At 40.6% G+C, this 14,723-nt stretch carries 12 protein-coding genes; 7 read left to right on the top strand and 5 right to left on the bottom strand.

The annotated features are described in order from the left end of the window. Positions 1-59 precede the first annotated feature (59 nt). A complete protein-coding gene (gene tsaA, locus N477_RS06650; RefSeq protein WP_419555233.1) occupies positions 60-791 on the bottom strand; it encodes a tRNA (N6-threonylcarbamoyladenosine(37)-N6)-methyltransferase TrmO in 732 nt (243 codons plus the stop codon). A gap of 151 nt (positions 792-942) precedes the next feature. Here tsaA and N477_RS06645 point away from each other — a divergent pair, with 151 nt between their 5' ends. The 7 genes from N477_RS06645 to N477_RS06615 all read left to right on the top strand — a co-directional run bounded on the left by N477_RS06645 (position 943) and on the right by N477_RS06615 (position 11,383). Beyond that, a complete protein-coding gene (locus N477_RS06645; RefSeq protein WP_063362449.1) occupies positions 943-1,389 on the top strand; it encodes a hypothetical protein in 447 nt (148 codons plus the stop codon). 896 nt (positions 1,390-2,285) lie between these two features. Further along, positions 2,286-2,813 carry a hypothetical protein gene (locus N477_RS06640; RefSeq protein WP_155731829.1) on the top strand — a complete coding sequence of 176 codons (528 nt, stop codon included), beginning with the start codon at positions 2,286-2,288 and terminating at the stop codon, positions 2,811-2,813. A gap of 1 nt (position 2,814) precedes the next feature. Beyond that, entirely contained in the window at positions 2,815-3,123 is a 309-nt protein-coding gene (locus N477_RS06635; protein ID WP_063362447.1) for a hypothetical protein, read from the top strand. A gap of 2,914 nt (positions 3,124-6,037) precedes the next feature. Further along, positions 6,038-8,551: a polymorphic toxin-type HINT domain-containing protein gene (locus tag N477_RS26665; RefSeq protein ID WP_419555234.1), complete on the top strand. Its 2,514-nt coding sequence runs from the start codon at positions 6,038-6,040 to the stop codon at positions 8,549-8,551. Positions 8,552-8,556: 5 nt separating this feature from the next. Further along, positions 8,557-9,276: a DUF4262 domain-containing protein gene (locus N477_RS06625; RefSeq protein ID WP_063362445.1), complete on the top strand. Its 720-nt coding sequence runs from the start codon at positions 8,557-8,559 to the stop codon at positions 9,274-9,276. A gap of 763 nt (positions 9,277-10,039) precedes the next feature. Further along, the gene (locus N477_RS06620) at positions 10,040-10,912 is read left to right on the top strand and encodes a helix-turn-helix domain-containing protein (RefSeq protein ID WP_063362444.1); all 873 of its coding nucleotides are present in this window, start codon (positions 10,040-10,042) and stop codon (positions 10,910-10,912) included. 93 nt (positions 10,913-11,005) lie between these two features. After that, positions 11,006-11,383, top strand: a complete 378-nt coding sequence (locus N477_RS06615; RefSeq protein WP_063362443.1) for a hypothetical protein — start codon at positions 11,006-11,008, stop codon at positions 11,381-11,383. 207 nt (positions 11,384-11,590) lie between these two features. Here the strand turns inward: N477_RS06615 and map are convergent, their stop codons facing one another. The 4 genes from map to N477_RS25950 form a co-directional block, all read right to left on the bottom strand. Further along, entirely contained in the window at positions 11,591-12,373 is a 783-nt protein-coding gene (map, locus tag N477_RS06610; protein WP_063362442.1) for a type I methionyl aminopeptidase, read from the bottom strand. After that, a complete protein-coding gene (locus tag N477_RS06605) occupies positions 12,354-12,560 on the bottom strand; it encodes a ParD-like family protein (RefSeq protein ID WP_063362441.1) in 207 nt (68 codons plus the stop codon). Before N477_RS06605 ends, map begins: the two co-directional genes overlap by 20 nt. A gap of 375 nt (positions 12,561-12,935) precedes the next feature. Beyond that, the gene (rsmF, locus tag N477_RS06600; RefSeq protein ID WP_063362440.1) at positions 12,936-14,387 is read right to left on the bottom strand and encodes a 16S rRNA (cytosine(1407)-C(5))-methyltransferase RsmF; all 1,452 of its coding nucleotides are present in this window, start codon (positions 14,385-14,387) and stop codon (positions 12,936-12,938) included. Positions 14,388-14,514: 127 nt separating this feature from the next. Next, complete coding sequence (locus tag N477_RS25950; RefSeq protein WP_155731828.1) at positions 14,515-14,673, bottom strand: hypothetical protein; 159 nt, start codon at positions 14,671-14,673, stop codon at positions 14,515-14,517. Positions 14,674-14,723 lie beyond the last annotated feature (50 nt).

The following is a 14,723-nucleotide window of genomic DNA, read 5'->3' as shown; positions in this document are numbered from 1 at the left end:
GCACGTAGTTTAACAGTGCCTAAGGTGCTAAAAAAGAGTTATTTTCGCTGTAAAGATATTTAATCTTGTGGTTTTTTGGCTGTTTGCGGTTTCTCAGCGCTCACTTCGATGACATGGTTATGCTCATCTTCAACTTGCCAGCGAATATTGAATTCGTACAGGCTCATGCCATAGCTTTGTGTTTGTTGTTTTTTCTTTTTATAGGCAGGTCTTGGATCTTGCTTTAAGACGTTGCTGATAAAGTTCATTAGCTCGGGATATTGTCGCTGCTTTTCAATAAAGTCTTGGGCTTGCTCACTAAATGACACCGTCATTTCGGTTTCAGGGCGCGTATCGGCAAATCCTGCCGAGGCACCTTGCAGTGCATCTGAATAGGGCAGATAAGGTTTGATATCCACGATTGGCGTGCCATCGAGTAAATCTATGCCAGAGAGCAGCAGCGCCAATTGACCATTTTTATATTCAACACCTTCTAGCTTGACTGCACTCATGCCAATGCCATTTGGCCTAAAGGTTGCGCGGGTAGCAAATACGCCTTTGCGCTCATTACCGCCTAGCCTTGGTGGGCGAACTAGCGCCGAATAGCCTTTGTCAGCGGTCTCGTGGAATCTAAATAGCAGCCAAAGGTGGGTGAACTCTTCAATGCCTCGCACAAATTCTTCACGGTTAAATGCATCGCTGAATATCAGCTTTGCGGTGGCCTCTGGTACCAGTCTTGGTTGTCTTGGAATGGCAAACTTTTGCTTATAAGGCGATTTTATATGGCCAATGGCTTCAACTTCAAATTGCACGATAGCAGGCTCTGTGGATTAAAAGCCGTATTGTATCGCTTTGTATATGGCGCAACAAATTTAAATTTTAAAACAGGGCGTGTAATAAAGTGTAATGTACACTCGAAAAATTACCCGCATAATTATCCTAAAAAACGAAACGGATAAAGCGATGTACTTTGCGCGATTTGGCGAGCTGATGTTAACGAGTGATGAAATGGAACTAATTGGTGAAAGAGCCCTTGGTTTTAAAAACAGCATTACCCCTATCTCGAGTGAACAGGGTAAGCGCACAAGCTTAAATAAGCCAACTCACAGTAATGAAGAAATTTCTGCGTTTATGGAAATAGCAATTCGTGCATGCAAAAAGCACCTGTGCCAAAATAGCCCGATCCGCAGTGCGGTTATTTTGGAGCTGCAAAAAAACAGGCAAGTCCTGATGAATACCTTTGGTGGAATCAAAGAAGGCCGCATTAGCCCATGTAAACTTAGCCCTGTATTGCAATCCTACACAGAGTCTATTTCTGCCAAGCTGCTTCCTGAAACCTTGTTGAGCGCGAGTGATTTAAAAACTGCGGTGAGTACAATCTTATTTGAAGTAGCGAGGGAGAGTGTGTAACACGCTCTCTGTTTAATCTTTTATGGCTTTATTTGGCACGGCTTTTCGCCGCAAATGGAGTGTTTAAAACTGTTAATTGTCCCCATGTGTCCATAAATTTGGTAATTCCTTAAGTCTATACATTCTCCAGTACTAAGTTTCTTTTGCGAATATAGACGTACATTGCTTGTTGTTGAAGTAAGTCGAAATACATTACCTTTATTAAATCGTGAATGAGCGTAAAATTTATTAGGTTCTATGCGATATGCGCTTGGCCGGTACAGTTGAAACCTGTATATCCAATCTCGATATCCCCTAATTGATTATAGAAATCAGGTTTCATGTAATACATACTTCTGCCATATTTTTTACTTAAATAGTATACTTTTAAATCATCATAAATACTTTGGATATCATAAATCCGGCCAACTCGGGTTTGTCCGTCTCCTTTATACAAATATTAAGTCGCGTCGTCTTTATGTGACTGCTCTACACTGTTCGCCTTCACGCGCTCAGTTACTGGTGCGTCTAAACAGTCACTGGCCCCTCAATTGAAATTGGTTTTTTATCTTCAAATGCGTTAACCAGCAGTGCATAGCTTGCCTGTTGCTGATGACAGAGACAATGTCCATGTATTCATATTGTTTGGTAATACGCAATTGGGTCTTGGGACTTCATTGTGATTATTTAAAGTAATATAAATGAGGTTTTGTTGTGCTTTTAGGCTTTTAATGTCGCTTGAATTAGCATTGATAGTTAAAGGGTATGAATATATTAATATAAATATTAATTTTTAGGTGTTTTAAAATTAGTCATTCCGTTTGGTTTTTTTAAATTATACATTGTGGTTTTTCACAATAAAGTAGAAAATACCTAAAATAGGTTCAAATGGTGATTTACAAATGGATTTTGATTTTATGAAGTCCCCATTAATTTTGGCTTTAATGTCGGCAGGAGGGTTTTCAACCTCAATACTTGCTGCAGAAAATGTAGGCGTTAAATCGATTCGTATTGAAAATGATGTGGTTTATTTTCAAACACACATTGATAAGGTACACAGTATACCTAGTTGTGTTACCGAGAATAATAGTCCTTATTGGACGTTGTCATTAAATACTGCGTCGGGCAAAGTCAGTGATTCGTTACTGGTGACCGCAGTGAGTGAAAAGCGACAAATAGCGGTTAAATCTGCAGGCGATTGTTTGGATGCATCAGGGTATGAACGTGCAATCAGCGTTGAGTTGGGCGATGTAATTGCACAGTCACCCGTGCGCGCTAATGCAAGAGCGGCTTTATATCAAGGAGATGGAGTAACCAAAATTGGTGAAATCTTGACGGCTACTGAGCATCAACCGGGAAAATTTAGTTATCATGTGATGCCACATCTTTCACACAACAGGGTAAACCGTATACGGCTGCACGATTTTATTGGGCGAAGGCGATAAAGTGCCAGAGCTAGGCAGGAGTGTATTGCGTATCTCTGCATGCAATGCCAATGGTGGTGGCTGTGGTAACTATATTCGAGTGCCTGTGATGCAAGCACCGACTTTAAGTGGGCGCAACACTTTAACTTGGACCTCCCCGGTTGATGCTAATTACTTTATTTTAGAGCGAGCAAATTGCGCTTCAAGCTGCAGTGCCACGACTTCATTGGCTTGGCAACGAGTCACGCAAACAACTGAATCACAGTATAAACAGCCAACAACGGATAAAGGTAAATACCTTTACCGAGTAAAAGGCTGTAATACCGTTTAGTGTTCCCCATGGAGTAATACAGTCGAAGCCAGCAGTAAGAAACAAGTGATATTTATTCACACTGACCTATTAGGCAGCCCAGTGGCTGAATCGATTTTGGATTAAGAAAAGAGTGGCTTGAGAAATTAAGCCACTGAATAATATTGTTTTAATGGATATAAAAATGAAATTTACAATGCGTTGTAAGTTGGGTTTATTAGCAGGACTTTTGCCTTTACAGGCACTGACTTTGTCAGATCCTTCTAAGTTGCCTGATTATGCATATAACTATAAAGAATATACTAATAACAGTACTGAAGTAGAGACGTTAACAACAGATTTACTGGGTGATAAGGTTGACTTAGCCAATGGTGGCTTTAGCATCTCGCACAATGAGCTATCTCTAACCGTGAATGGTGGCTTGAAGTTAGACCTTACAAGAACCTTCAGTGACCCAGATAGCTGGTTTCATAGTACTAAAGAATTTGGTTCATGGAGTTTGAAGCTTCCTCATTTGCGTTCAGTTTATGCAACGGATACAGCTGGTACCTATGACAATGCATCAGCATGGGTAAAGGGAAATGCGTGTACAGCAAATGTCGGTGCGACACCAAATATGGTTTATAACCATACCATTTTTCATGATGCGGATGATATTGAGCTGATTGTCTATCGCATGCATAGAGATGCCTATTGGAGTGGTGATTCGCTCTCACTAATCGGTGAGCCCAGCTATAAATTACTAGAGAAAATGACGGGTGGCCCCAACGAAAATAAGTTCAAAAAAACCACCAAAGCTTCACATGATATTACCTGTTATACCGCAAAGTCTGGAAACGAGGGCTTTAAAGTCATCAGTCCTAACGGGATCACATATTACCTAGATGAAATGCGGCAAATTGCTGGACGTAACAACTTAAGAATGTCAGCGTATGTTGAGCAGGGGTGCGTGCCTTTTAACTGTCCGCCAAAGCAAGTTCCCACAGGTGGCGGAGACTCTCCATCAGGTACTTGGGTTGAGCAGTTCCACGTCTTTATGTTGCCATCAAAAATTGAAGATAAGTTTGGTAATACCATCGAGTTTAATTATTTAGAAAATGGGAAAATCGACTATATAACGACGTCTGATAATCAAAGGGTAGATTTTACTTGGGACCCAGTTGAAGAGCGCATTGAAAGTATTAATCACAATGGTCGAGTGTGGCAGTATGACTATCGAATAGTCAGGTTCTCTGATGCGCGCCGCTATAACCTATTAGAAAAAGTCACGCTGCCAAATTTACAGACTTGGATCATGGAATATGGTAACGATAAAGTTTTTGAAACCCCAAGACTACAAGTACCCGGTGCAGCACCTGGCTGTATTGCGAATGAAGGTCTGCATATAGAGAACTTTATTACTGTAAAGCACCCCAATGGAACGTCTGGCCAGTTTGGCATAAGGGATTTATGTAAAGGGATCACCGATGTTCCACGAATTTTAAAAATAGACCCTAATGGCTTTACAGAACATGACGACGTTTGGGTACCAAAGTCCCATGCTGCGTATTCTTTAGTGAAAAAAACGTTGAATATACCTGGTGTGTCATCACCACTAATCTGGTCATATAATTACACAAGTGAAGAAGGGAGCTTCAACAATATTTCGAGTGTGGACCACACGAAAGTGACCACAGTAACCAATCCAGATAACTCATATACCAAACATCACCATAGTCGACGTTACGGAGTAACTCAAAATAACCTATTAAAAGAAGAAACCTATTCTAAAGATCATAAAAAGCTCAAAGAAGTGAGTTATGACTATCACTATGGTGATAATCAAGGTGCAGGGTTTGGCGAGGATAGAGCGATGGTATTTATCCTGAACTCTGAAAAGTCATTTGAGCGACAACGAAAAGACTTCACGGCAAACATTAATGTTGAAGTGAGTGATGTAAAAACCACCATTTTTAAAGAGGCTACTCAGTCGGTTTATTCGACAAAAGTACTAAATTTTAACGAATATGATAAGCCAGACCTGTTTAAGTTAACAAACCATGTTAACGCTGAGTCCAAACATGTGCGGTTGACACACTTTCATGACTTAGAGAGCAATTCATTAAACCAACCAAGTAAAATTTTTGTCAGTGGGACTGACTTATCACAGATTGATACCAATGGTACTGACAAACTTGCTGCTTGGACTCAGTATGCCCCATATCAATTGACCAATCAGGGGGCTAAACGTACGGTTCATTTGCCTAGCGCCATTGAAGTACATGGCCAGTTAAAAAAGACATTTAATGCTTACCATGGCCATGGTGGCTTAGAAAAAGTCACTTTTAATGATGGCACAGGTAAACGTGTTATTCGTTACAACGACTATAAGCATAATACTGCGCAAACCATTACATTACCGAATCGTTATTTTGACGCGCAATCGATGTCGATTAATAAAGTCATTGATGAAAATGGATGGGTGAGGCAAATCAAGAATTTGAATGATGTCACCACCTTCTATGACTACGATAAGATTGGTCGTATCACCAGTGTTAATTTAACCAATGACGCAGACCAAAACTGGCTTGATACCCAATTTACGTGGAATGACGATACCCTTACTCGTTCAGTTAGACGATGCTTCTTAAATGCGCTGGGGGAATGCGAACCTGGCACTGTTGAATACCTAAATGTTGAGCAATACGATGGGCTATATCGGTTAATTAGCAAAACGGAAACCGATCTGTCTGAGTACGCAAGTTCGATAAATCCGACGCGTTATCAGCGTTTTAGTTATGACTATAAAAATCAGACAACTTTTGAGTCATTTCCGAGTTTCGATGCTCTTGAAGCGAGAGGGACGAGTACGCTTTATGACGCCCTAGGCCGAAAAGAATCAGTAACCGTCAGCGGGTTGGGTACCACACGCTTTGATTACCTTAGCGGCCATAAAATGTCGGTGACTGACGCAAAAGGACATACTACAAAAACCACATATCAAGCGTTTGGCAGTCCAGCCTATGAGATTGCCACGCTCATCGAGTCTCCAGAGTCGGTGACAACTGCGATGGATGTGAACTTATTTGGATTGGTTGAATCCATCACCCAATCGGGTGAGGGTGTGTCAGTCACGGAGACACGCAGGTACGACGATAACCAAAATTTATGTTTGATAATCAGACCAGATGTGGGTAATACCCTGATGGGCCACAACGCTTTAGGCCAAGTTGTGTGGCAAAAACAGGGAGTCAATAATACACAATGCGTCACAACGCAACCCAGTGATGCAACGGTGTTTAAGTATGACAATTTAGGTGATAGCCATACAGTGACGTTTCCTGTAGGTACTCCGTCTTTAACTTATGAGCATGACAACAATGGCAACCTTTTATCTTTGACCGCAGGGAGTGTGAATCACACTTATTATTATAACAATCAAGGGTCTTTAGAGCTTGAGCGGCTAACAATCAATAACACCCTTCAATCAGAGGTTGATTATGGCTATAACAGCGCCTTGGCACAAAGCTATATTGCTTACCCTGATGGCACAACTGTGCAATATAGCCCAAATGGCTTTGGGCAACCAACGCGTGCAGTTGTTTTGGATGCAAATGGGGCGGTAGAGCTAGCATTTGCTGAAGACGTAAGTTACCACCCGACAGGTCAGCCTGCGCGTTTTATATATGGTAATAAGGCGGTGCATAGTTTAGAGCTCCACCCGCTGAGTAACTTGCCTAAAACGCTTTCAGATACGTTGGGTACATCAGCGTTAGTGAATTTGACATATGACTATGATAGTAATGCAAACGTTACTGCCATTACAGATAATGTGAATAATGCCTATAGCCTAACGAGTTTAGTTTACGACGGCCTCAACCGCCTGAGAGAAGTACAAGGTGGCATAGCAATTGGAAACAGTACAATTAAATATGATGCCCTCGGTAACATTAGCACCTACAAAAGTAAAGACCGAGATCTTACTTATCATTATCAAAATAGCACTAACCGCTTAGAGCGAGTGACAGGGCTGGGCACAAACGGTAAGTATGGTGTGATTGACTATGATGCACGAGGCAATGTCACGCATAACGGCGGGTTTGCGATGGATTATAACTTGGCGAATCAAATGGTTGAAGCCAAGGGCAACCGTTACCTTTATGATGGTCATAACCGTCGTGTGAAACAAGAAGATGGCAATGGCACCAGCTATAGTTTATATAGCCAAAGCGGCGTATTGCTGTATCGAGAAAAAGATGCATTTGCAGGTGAAGGCACCAGTTACATCTATTTAGGTAAAAAGCTCATTGCAAAGTATGGCGATGTGACGCCACCGACTGCAAATAATGACCGCCAATACCATCGCCCATTCGGAGAAACGATAAACCCACCTAAAGATGATGTAGGTTATACAGGCCACAAGTTTGATACAGATTTGAACTTGAGCTATATGCAGGCAAGATACTATGATCCAGTGATTGGACGGTTTTATTCGAACGATCCGGTTGGTTGGACACCGAAAAACCCTGTCATGTCATTCAACCGTTATTTATATGTAAATAACAATCCATATAAATATACAGACCCTAACGGTGAATTTTTAAATTTTGCCGTCAAGTTTGTTGCTGATGTTGCTGTAGGGGCTGCTCTAAATTATGCGGAAACTGGCTCATTGAATCTTGGTGGTGCGGTTACTGACGCAGCTGTTGGGGTTCTGAATCCAGCGAAAACTCTCCAAAAAGCTAAACGGCTACAAAAAGCGTTAAGTGGCAACTGTAGCTTTACTCCAGAGACTTTGATCCTTACTAAAGACGGGTATAAGACTATAATCGAAGTTAAAATTGGCGATATTGTGCTATCTAAAAATGACGTAACAGGTGAAGTTGCGTGGCGTGAAGTTACAAATACTTTCAAAGACTGGCATGAGGAAACGATTACATTAACAGTTGTAGATGAAAATGGCATTGAAGAAACTATAACAACCACGGCAGAGCATCCATTTTATGTCGATAACATTGGGTGGTTGGAAGCAGGAAAGGTGACAGAAGGAACGGTGATTTCTGGCCCCAAAGCAGATAACAATATAAGTATTGTTAATATTCAGGTTAATCAAGAACCTCAGTATGCTTACAATTTCACAGTTGATACCGACCATACATACTTTGTTGGTAAGACAAATATGTGGGTCCATAATGCATGTGATTTTTCGAAAGTTCCTAAGTCTCCAACAGGAAGAGGTTCTGTTCCTCCCGGTGACAGAGACCCTAAAAGAGCGTACTCTAGAAAGCAAACCAATGAAATGTTGCAAGAGCAAGATGGCAAATGTGCTGGTTGCGGAGAGCCTAAATCTTTAAGTGAAGTCGATGGTCATCATAGACAGCGTCACGCAGATGGTGGTCCAACTACGAAAGAAAATGGTGCTGCGCTTTGCAAAGACTGCCATAAAGAAGTACATGCGAAAGAGAAGTAGATTAAATGAATGAAAATGATGCATTAAATACGATAGGTAATGCTATCAAGAGTCACGGCTATTTTGTGTATACAATAAGTGGGGGAAGTTCACCGCGTTTTTTATATACCGTAGGGTTGCATGAAAAACTTGATGTGGAACTACTATTTGCTGGGGGGGCTTATTTCTCGGCTCAATTAGCTAAAGACATAGTAGATTGTGCAGCGAAATACTTGATGAACAACCCAAGTACATCTTCATTTAATGTGGAAAACATTTGTGGAACTTTTGAACTGAAAAAAGCAGATGAATCTTGGTCTAAAAGTTTGCCATTGGGAGCTATCGACTATTATAAAACAGATAAAGTCTGTTTGATGCAGATAACTCCTCCACAGCAATTATTGACAATTGATGTTCCAAATTGTGAGTTATCTATGAACGACACAGGTAACAGAGTGTGGTCTTGGTTCGATCGAAGTTACCCAAGTGGGCTACCTAAAAATTGTTCAGCAATTACAAATTTAGAGGCCCTAAAAGGAGCCGCTATTACTGAGGCAATGAGGTGGGAGGTTGAACAATGGGAGCTTTTTTCAGGGGCGGGACCAGATGTGAAAAAAGAGGATACAAGAGTGGTTCCGCTGAGTACACTTGTATTGTATGACCCCACATTAGATCCTGTAATGAAGCTTAAAGAAGGAAAAGGGCTTTGGCGCAGCGAGGATATGGTGTGGAACGACTGGGGCTAATTTAAATAGTAATCAAATCAATTTAATGTTTTGAACCCGATAAATGAACTAAATAGAGGACAGGCGCAAATCTCTGGAGCCAAAGCCTCACACTATGAAGTAACCCCGTAAAGTTAGACTCATTTCTAAGCGGCTAGCAAGGCCTGATTTCGATACGCTATCGGACTCAGGCCTTTTCGTTTCAGCAAAAGAATAAGTTGGGACAGACACTTTTTTCAAAATCAATATCATCATAGGCATAAGTTTAGAAAGTACATCTTCTAGGGTTAGGTGACATAGTCACATTGAAGCTTGTTGAAAGCAAATCACTTGAATAGGAAAGTGATAAGTTGGGACAGACACTTTTTTCAAAATCAATATCATCATAGGCGTAAGTTTAGAAAGTACATCTTCTAGGGTTAGATGACCTAGTCACATTGAGGTTTTTGAAAGCAATTCATTTGAATAGGAATATTTTCATTTTTATAAACAAGCAATGTTTAAAATGGCAGACGTAAAATTGCGTTAAATACTATCCAACACCTTTGTATCAGTTCACATCATTTTTGGCTGCATGCGCTTGCAGCGCAGTTTTAGAGCCAACAAAATTCCCATATATAAGTTAGGACAGGCACTTTTTAAACATCAAAACTAAATAGAGGACCGGCAGTAAATTAGAACAGGCAGTAAATTGGGACAGGCAATAAGTTAGAGAGAATAAATTAGGACAGGCACAACTCATTCCTTTAAACTGTTTGATACCCCACAAAGTTAATTCAGCTAGATGACATCAGAACATAAACCAGTTTTAAAGACCTTGTACTACGACTCTCAAGTCGTAATGGGGCTCAGGCAGTTTTCTGCGCCTTTTACCTACCAAGATGGCTTAGTTAATGAAGCTCGGTTGATCCATATCTTCAAAGGACAATCATCTTTAATTTGCGCAGGTAAAACTTTGTCTTTAAAGGCGGGGGATACGTTGTTGATGAAGGCAGATAACTTCATTAATCGCTGGTTAGACAGCCCACAAGGCAATGCAGTTGAATTTGTCGGAGTAAGGTTAACACAGTCGTTAATTCAATCAATATATAAGAATTCATTACCTGAGAGGTTTGTAGGCACTCACTTAAATTTAAAGAGTTCAGAATCTGGATCAGCCGCGGTGATCTCAAATCACAAACTACTCACAGGCTATTTCACGCTGTTGAAACAGTACATTGCTCAGCCAGATGACATGACAGATAGTTTGATTGCTTTAAAGGTACAAGAGCTAATAGAGCTGATCATACAAGCTGACTCAAGCAGCCAAGTTACGCCACTTCTGAGCGAGCTGTTTTTACCGAACCAACCAAAACTACAGCAGGTTGTACAAGCACATTTATATTCTCCTTTGAAGGTCGATGAAATGGCGTTTTTATGTCATATGAGCACATCAACCTTTAATCGAAAATTCAAACAAGTGTATGGTACAAGTGCTAACAAATACCTTGTATTGAAGCGTTTAGAAAAGGCAGAACAGCAAATAAACACAACCAATAAACGCATTACCGACATTGCACTTGAATGCGGTTTTGAGGAGTTAAGTTATTTTTCAAGGGCATTTAAGCAGCACTTTAACATCACGCCAACTGAATTGAGAAAAGCCCAGTCTGACTGAAAAATATAAATCCGTGACCGAATAGTGCAAGTTAGGTACGGTCAGTTCAAATAGAATGTTTGTCATCAAATAACAGATAGATAGGTTATTTTTATGATCAAATTCGCACAAGTGTTATGCGGCATGTTTGTACTTATTCTGGGCTCGGCGGCATTAACAGCCATGTTTTTTCCTGCGATTATTAACGAACCAAGTGGTTTTAACGCAGGGTCAGATTATGGCTTTACTAATTTACGCACATTGGGTGCGCCAACTTTAAGTTTGGCAATAATCACCGCCATTGGTATTTATAAAAAAGCGTGGTTGCTGATTTTACCCGCATCGATGTACTTCTTTTTTAATTTTTTCGCGAGAGCCATTTCGGCCGTGATTGAGGGTTATGATCCCGTGATGCTGTTTGGGCTTATATTTACGTTCACATTGTTTATGCTTTCACAAATTGCGTTAAAGATATTTAGAAAAGCAAATTAGATTAATCTATTTGAAATTAAGCTAATGTTTGGACGCTCTTGAAAGACTCTGCTTCATAGTCTAAGGCTTTTTAGATAACAATGAATATAGCGATGGCCAAAGGGATGTTGAGAAAAAAGGTAGGCTCTTAAGCAGAGCTTACCATCGCTTTTAAAGTAACCGTCATTGCTTTGGCATTCTGAAAAAAACTTGATGAACAGAAGAAGTTTATTGTATCGCCAGCTGCTCTTCTTCTCTCAAGGTCAGCACTTCATAGCCTGTCTCTGTCACCAAAATGGTATGTTCCCACTGAGCCGATAATTTTCTATCTCTTGTCACAACGGTCCAGCCATCTTTTAAGGTTTTCACCTTGTGTTGGCCTTGATTGACCATAGGTTCAATAGTAAATGTCATACCAGCTTGTAGAGTTAAGCCTTCGTTAGGTTTGCCAAAGTGAAGCACATCTGGCCCTTCATGCATCTCAGTGCCTATGCCATGACCGCAAAATTCTCTGACAATGCTATAGCCATGTTGCTGCGCATATGACTGAATTGCATAGCCAATATCGCCCAGTTTTACACCAGGTTTAACTTGTTTTATGCCTTGCCACATGGCTTCGTAGGTGGTTTTTACAAGCTTTTTAGCAAGCCCCTGAGCGTCCTCCATGACGTACATTTTACTTGAATCAGCAAGGTAACCATCACATTTGAGCGTGATATCAACATTGATGATATCAGTCGATTTTATTTTTTGGTTCGCTTTTGGCATACCATGACAGACAACTTCATTAAGTGATGTATTGACTGCATATGGGTAGCCATATTGACCTTTGGTTGACGGAATTGCTTTCAGCTCATCGGTGATATAGGCTTCGACAAAGTCGTTCACTTCCATGGTGGTGACACCCGGTTTGATGAAGCCATCCAGTGCTTTAAACACGGCTGCTAACATCTGTCCGGAGCGTCGCATTTTAACGATTTGATCCTGATCCTTAATTATCACTGCTTTCATATTGCTTCTTTTTTACTTGCTCTAATTCTATTTGTATTAACTGTGCGAACGGTTTGTCCGGATTTTGCTCAGCTAGGCGACCCATTTTCAACCAAAATTCAGCTTGTGAATTGATTGAGCGTGACATCACTTGGCTAGCTAGGCGGATCTCTTCATGAAGTTCTTCGGAAATTTTTACAATACCCATTTTTATATGTTATGTAGCGATTTATATATAAATCATATTTTCTTTTGCTACTTTATTCAACTAAAAATATGCAATGTATCAAATGACATTTTGAATAGGTTTGGTGAGCAGGATTATTGCAGATTTGGATTGAAATTTTAGACATAAAAAAACGCCCAGTAATGTGTGAATCTGGGCGTAGGGGAAGGCTCATTTGGAGCCGTGCGCTAACTTAAACACCTTCTAAAACATAAGGGAGAAGTAGAAAGTCCTTTAAGTGTAGTAAATGCATTACAAAAGTTACAAACAGAATGACATTTTTAAAACATAATAAAAACATAGTGTTGCGCTCATATGAATTAATAATCTTAAAGTTGTCAAAAAGTTCTAATCAGGTTATACCCAAGTTATTAACTGACCTTGTGCAATTAAATCTCTAGGGAGGTTATTTTTAATCTTCGCCTTTTGCCATTTGCCAAGACCCACAGGGGCACCGCACAGAGTCAGTATGACTTCACCTGTCTCATTAGTCGGTTTTTCTAAACGTACATCTTTGCCTTGGAAGTAGTCTACAGCCTGTTTTTCAGTAAGTGCATGTACATTTTCTGTGGCTAAATGTCCAAATGCGGTGGCAAGCTCATGTTCTAAACGCACCCCATTTTTGTGGATTGCGCCTACTTTGATCCCCAAGCGCGCATATTTTATTTTGTTTTGCACATCTGCAAGCTTTTCGGGAAATAGCCATAGCTCTTTATCGCGCTGCATGAGCGTACCTGGAAGCTGCTTAATCTTAAATTGCTTCTTTAAATAGCTCGCGAAGGTGTTGTGTGCTTTAGCTGGAAAAGCTTCAAAAGGAAATGCCCCTTTTTTTTGCTGTTGATTAGGGTGTTCAACAGAGGCGAGCTTTTTAAATTTTGCGATGAAGAAACCTTCACTATCAAAAATTTGTGGCCAGACATGCAAGTATCCCTCGCTTGTGGTGGCCTGACTCGCATTGTCAAACAGGTCGTCGAGAGGCGTGACTTCTAAAGCACCTGCAAATTCTTCTAGTAAAAATGAGCACACTTGTTGGTTTTCTAAAGGGGTCAGTGTACAAGTTGAGTACACCAAACTACCGCCGGGTTTTAGCGCTAAAAAGGCACTTTTGATCAGGCTTTTTTGCACATCGCTGATATCGATATTAGATTCTATTGACCAGTTTTTAAGTGCGTTTGCATCTTTTCTTACAGTGCCTTCACCTGAGCATGGCGCGTCAAGCTGTATGTGATCAAAGCACTCATACATGTAGTCGCCAAATATTTTGCCATCAAAATGTGATAATGCGCAGTTTGCTGCCCCCATGCGCTTCATGTTGGCGGCAAGCACTTTTAACCGAGAAGATGAGAATTCATTGGCAACCAATAGGCCTTGGTTATTCATTAAGGCACAAAGCTGTGAGGTTTTTGAGCCCGGAGCCGCAGCCATATCGAGCACAGCATATTGATCTGTATCCATATTTTCTATTTCAGATCGTAATGCCAAAGGTGGAAGCATTGAGCTTGCTTCTTGCACATAAATACAGCCACTGAGATGTAAGGCTGTATTACCTATAGGCAGGTTTGCTTGTTCTTCTTCGCTGCGACTGATCCAAAAGCCCTCTGGGCACCAAGGCACAGGTATTATTTGCCAACCGAGTGCTTTTGCTTCGAGTTTAAAATCATCGACGGACATTTTGAGTGTATTGACGCGTATAGACAGCCTTAGAGGCTTTTGGCAATGCTCAATGAAGTCATCTAGATTTAAATGCTCAGGTAGGTAGGTTTTAACATCTTCGATAAAGTTTTCTGGGATGTAGGTATTCTTATCCAATCTAAAGTACTCGAAACAACTGGGATTTGTTGTAGTTTATCATCAATTGGTATTTAGCAGGAAAGATTTAACGAGTAAGCAAACGTTGCCGTATGAAAAGACAACGTTTACATGTTCAGTGGCCCAATTATGGCGTCTCGGAATCGCAGTGGTAGTAAGTTTCACATTCTTGTGTTGGGCCATTACTTAAGCCCGCGCCCCCGACCAGTGGAGTCAGTTTTCTATCAAGTGGTAGGCTATCATAACTCAATTTTTTCAATGGCTTTTTGGTGACTTTAAGCTTCATAGTGATTAACTCCTTTCAAATTAACATTGCTTTTTACTTCTAATTTCATG

The sequence above is a fragment of the Pseudoalteromonas luteoviolacea H33-S genome, assembly GCF_001625695.1.
Classification (GTDB): Bacteria; Pseudomonadota; Gammaproteobacteria; order Enterobacterales; family Alteromonadaceae; genus Pseudoalteromonas; species Pseudoalteromonas luteoviolacea_B.
The sequence above is the reverse complement of the archived record's forward strand: the minus strand, read 5'-3'. Positions and strand labels throughout refer to the sequence as shown.

Excerpts from the sequence above, each read along its gene's own strand:
- N477_RS06645 (WP_063362449.1), top strand. The coding sequence starts at position 943 with ATGTACTTTGCGCGATTTGGCGAGCTGATGTTAACGAGTGATGAAATG.
- N477_RS06640 (WP_155731829.1), top strand. The coding sequence starts at position 2,286 with ATGAAGTCCCCATTAATTTTGGCTTTAATGTCGGCAGGAGGGTTTTCA.
- N477_RS26665 (WP_419555234.1), top strand. The coding sequence starts at position 6,038 with ATGTCGGTGACTGACGCAAAAGGACATACTACAAAAACCACATATCAA.
- N477_RS06625 (WP_063362445.1), top strand. The coding sequence starts at position 8,557 with ATGAATGAAAATGATGCATTAAATACGATAGGTAATGCTATCAAGAGT.
- N477_RS06620 (WP_063362444.1), top strand. The coding sequence starts at position 10,040 with ATGACATCAGAACATAAACCAGTTTTAAAGACCTTGTACTACGACTCT.
- N477_RS06615 (WP_063362443.1), top strand. The coding sequence starts at position 11,006 with ATGATCAAATTCGCACAAGTGTTATGCGGCATGTTTGTACTTATTCTG.
- map (WP_063362442.1), bottom strand. The coding sequence starts at position 12,373 with ATGAAAGCAGTGATAATTAAGGATCAGGATCAAATCGTTAAAATGCGA.
- N477_RS06605 (WP_063362441.1), bottom strand. The coding sequence starts at position 12,560 with ATGGGTATTGTAAAAATTTCCGAAGAACTTCATGAAGAGATCCGCCTA.
- N477_RS25950 (WP_155731828.1), bottom strand. The coding sequence starts at position 14,673 with ATGAAGCTTAAAGTCACCAAAAAGCCATTGAAAAAATTGAGTTATGAT.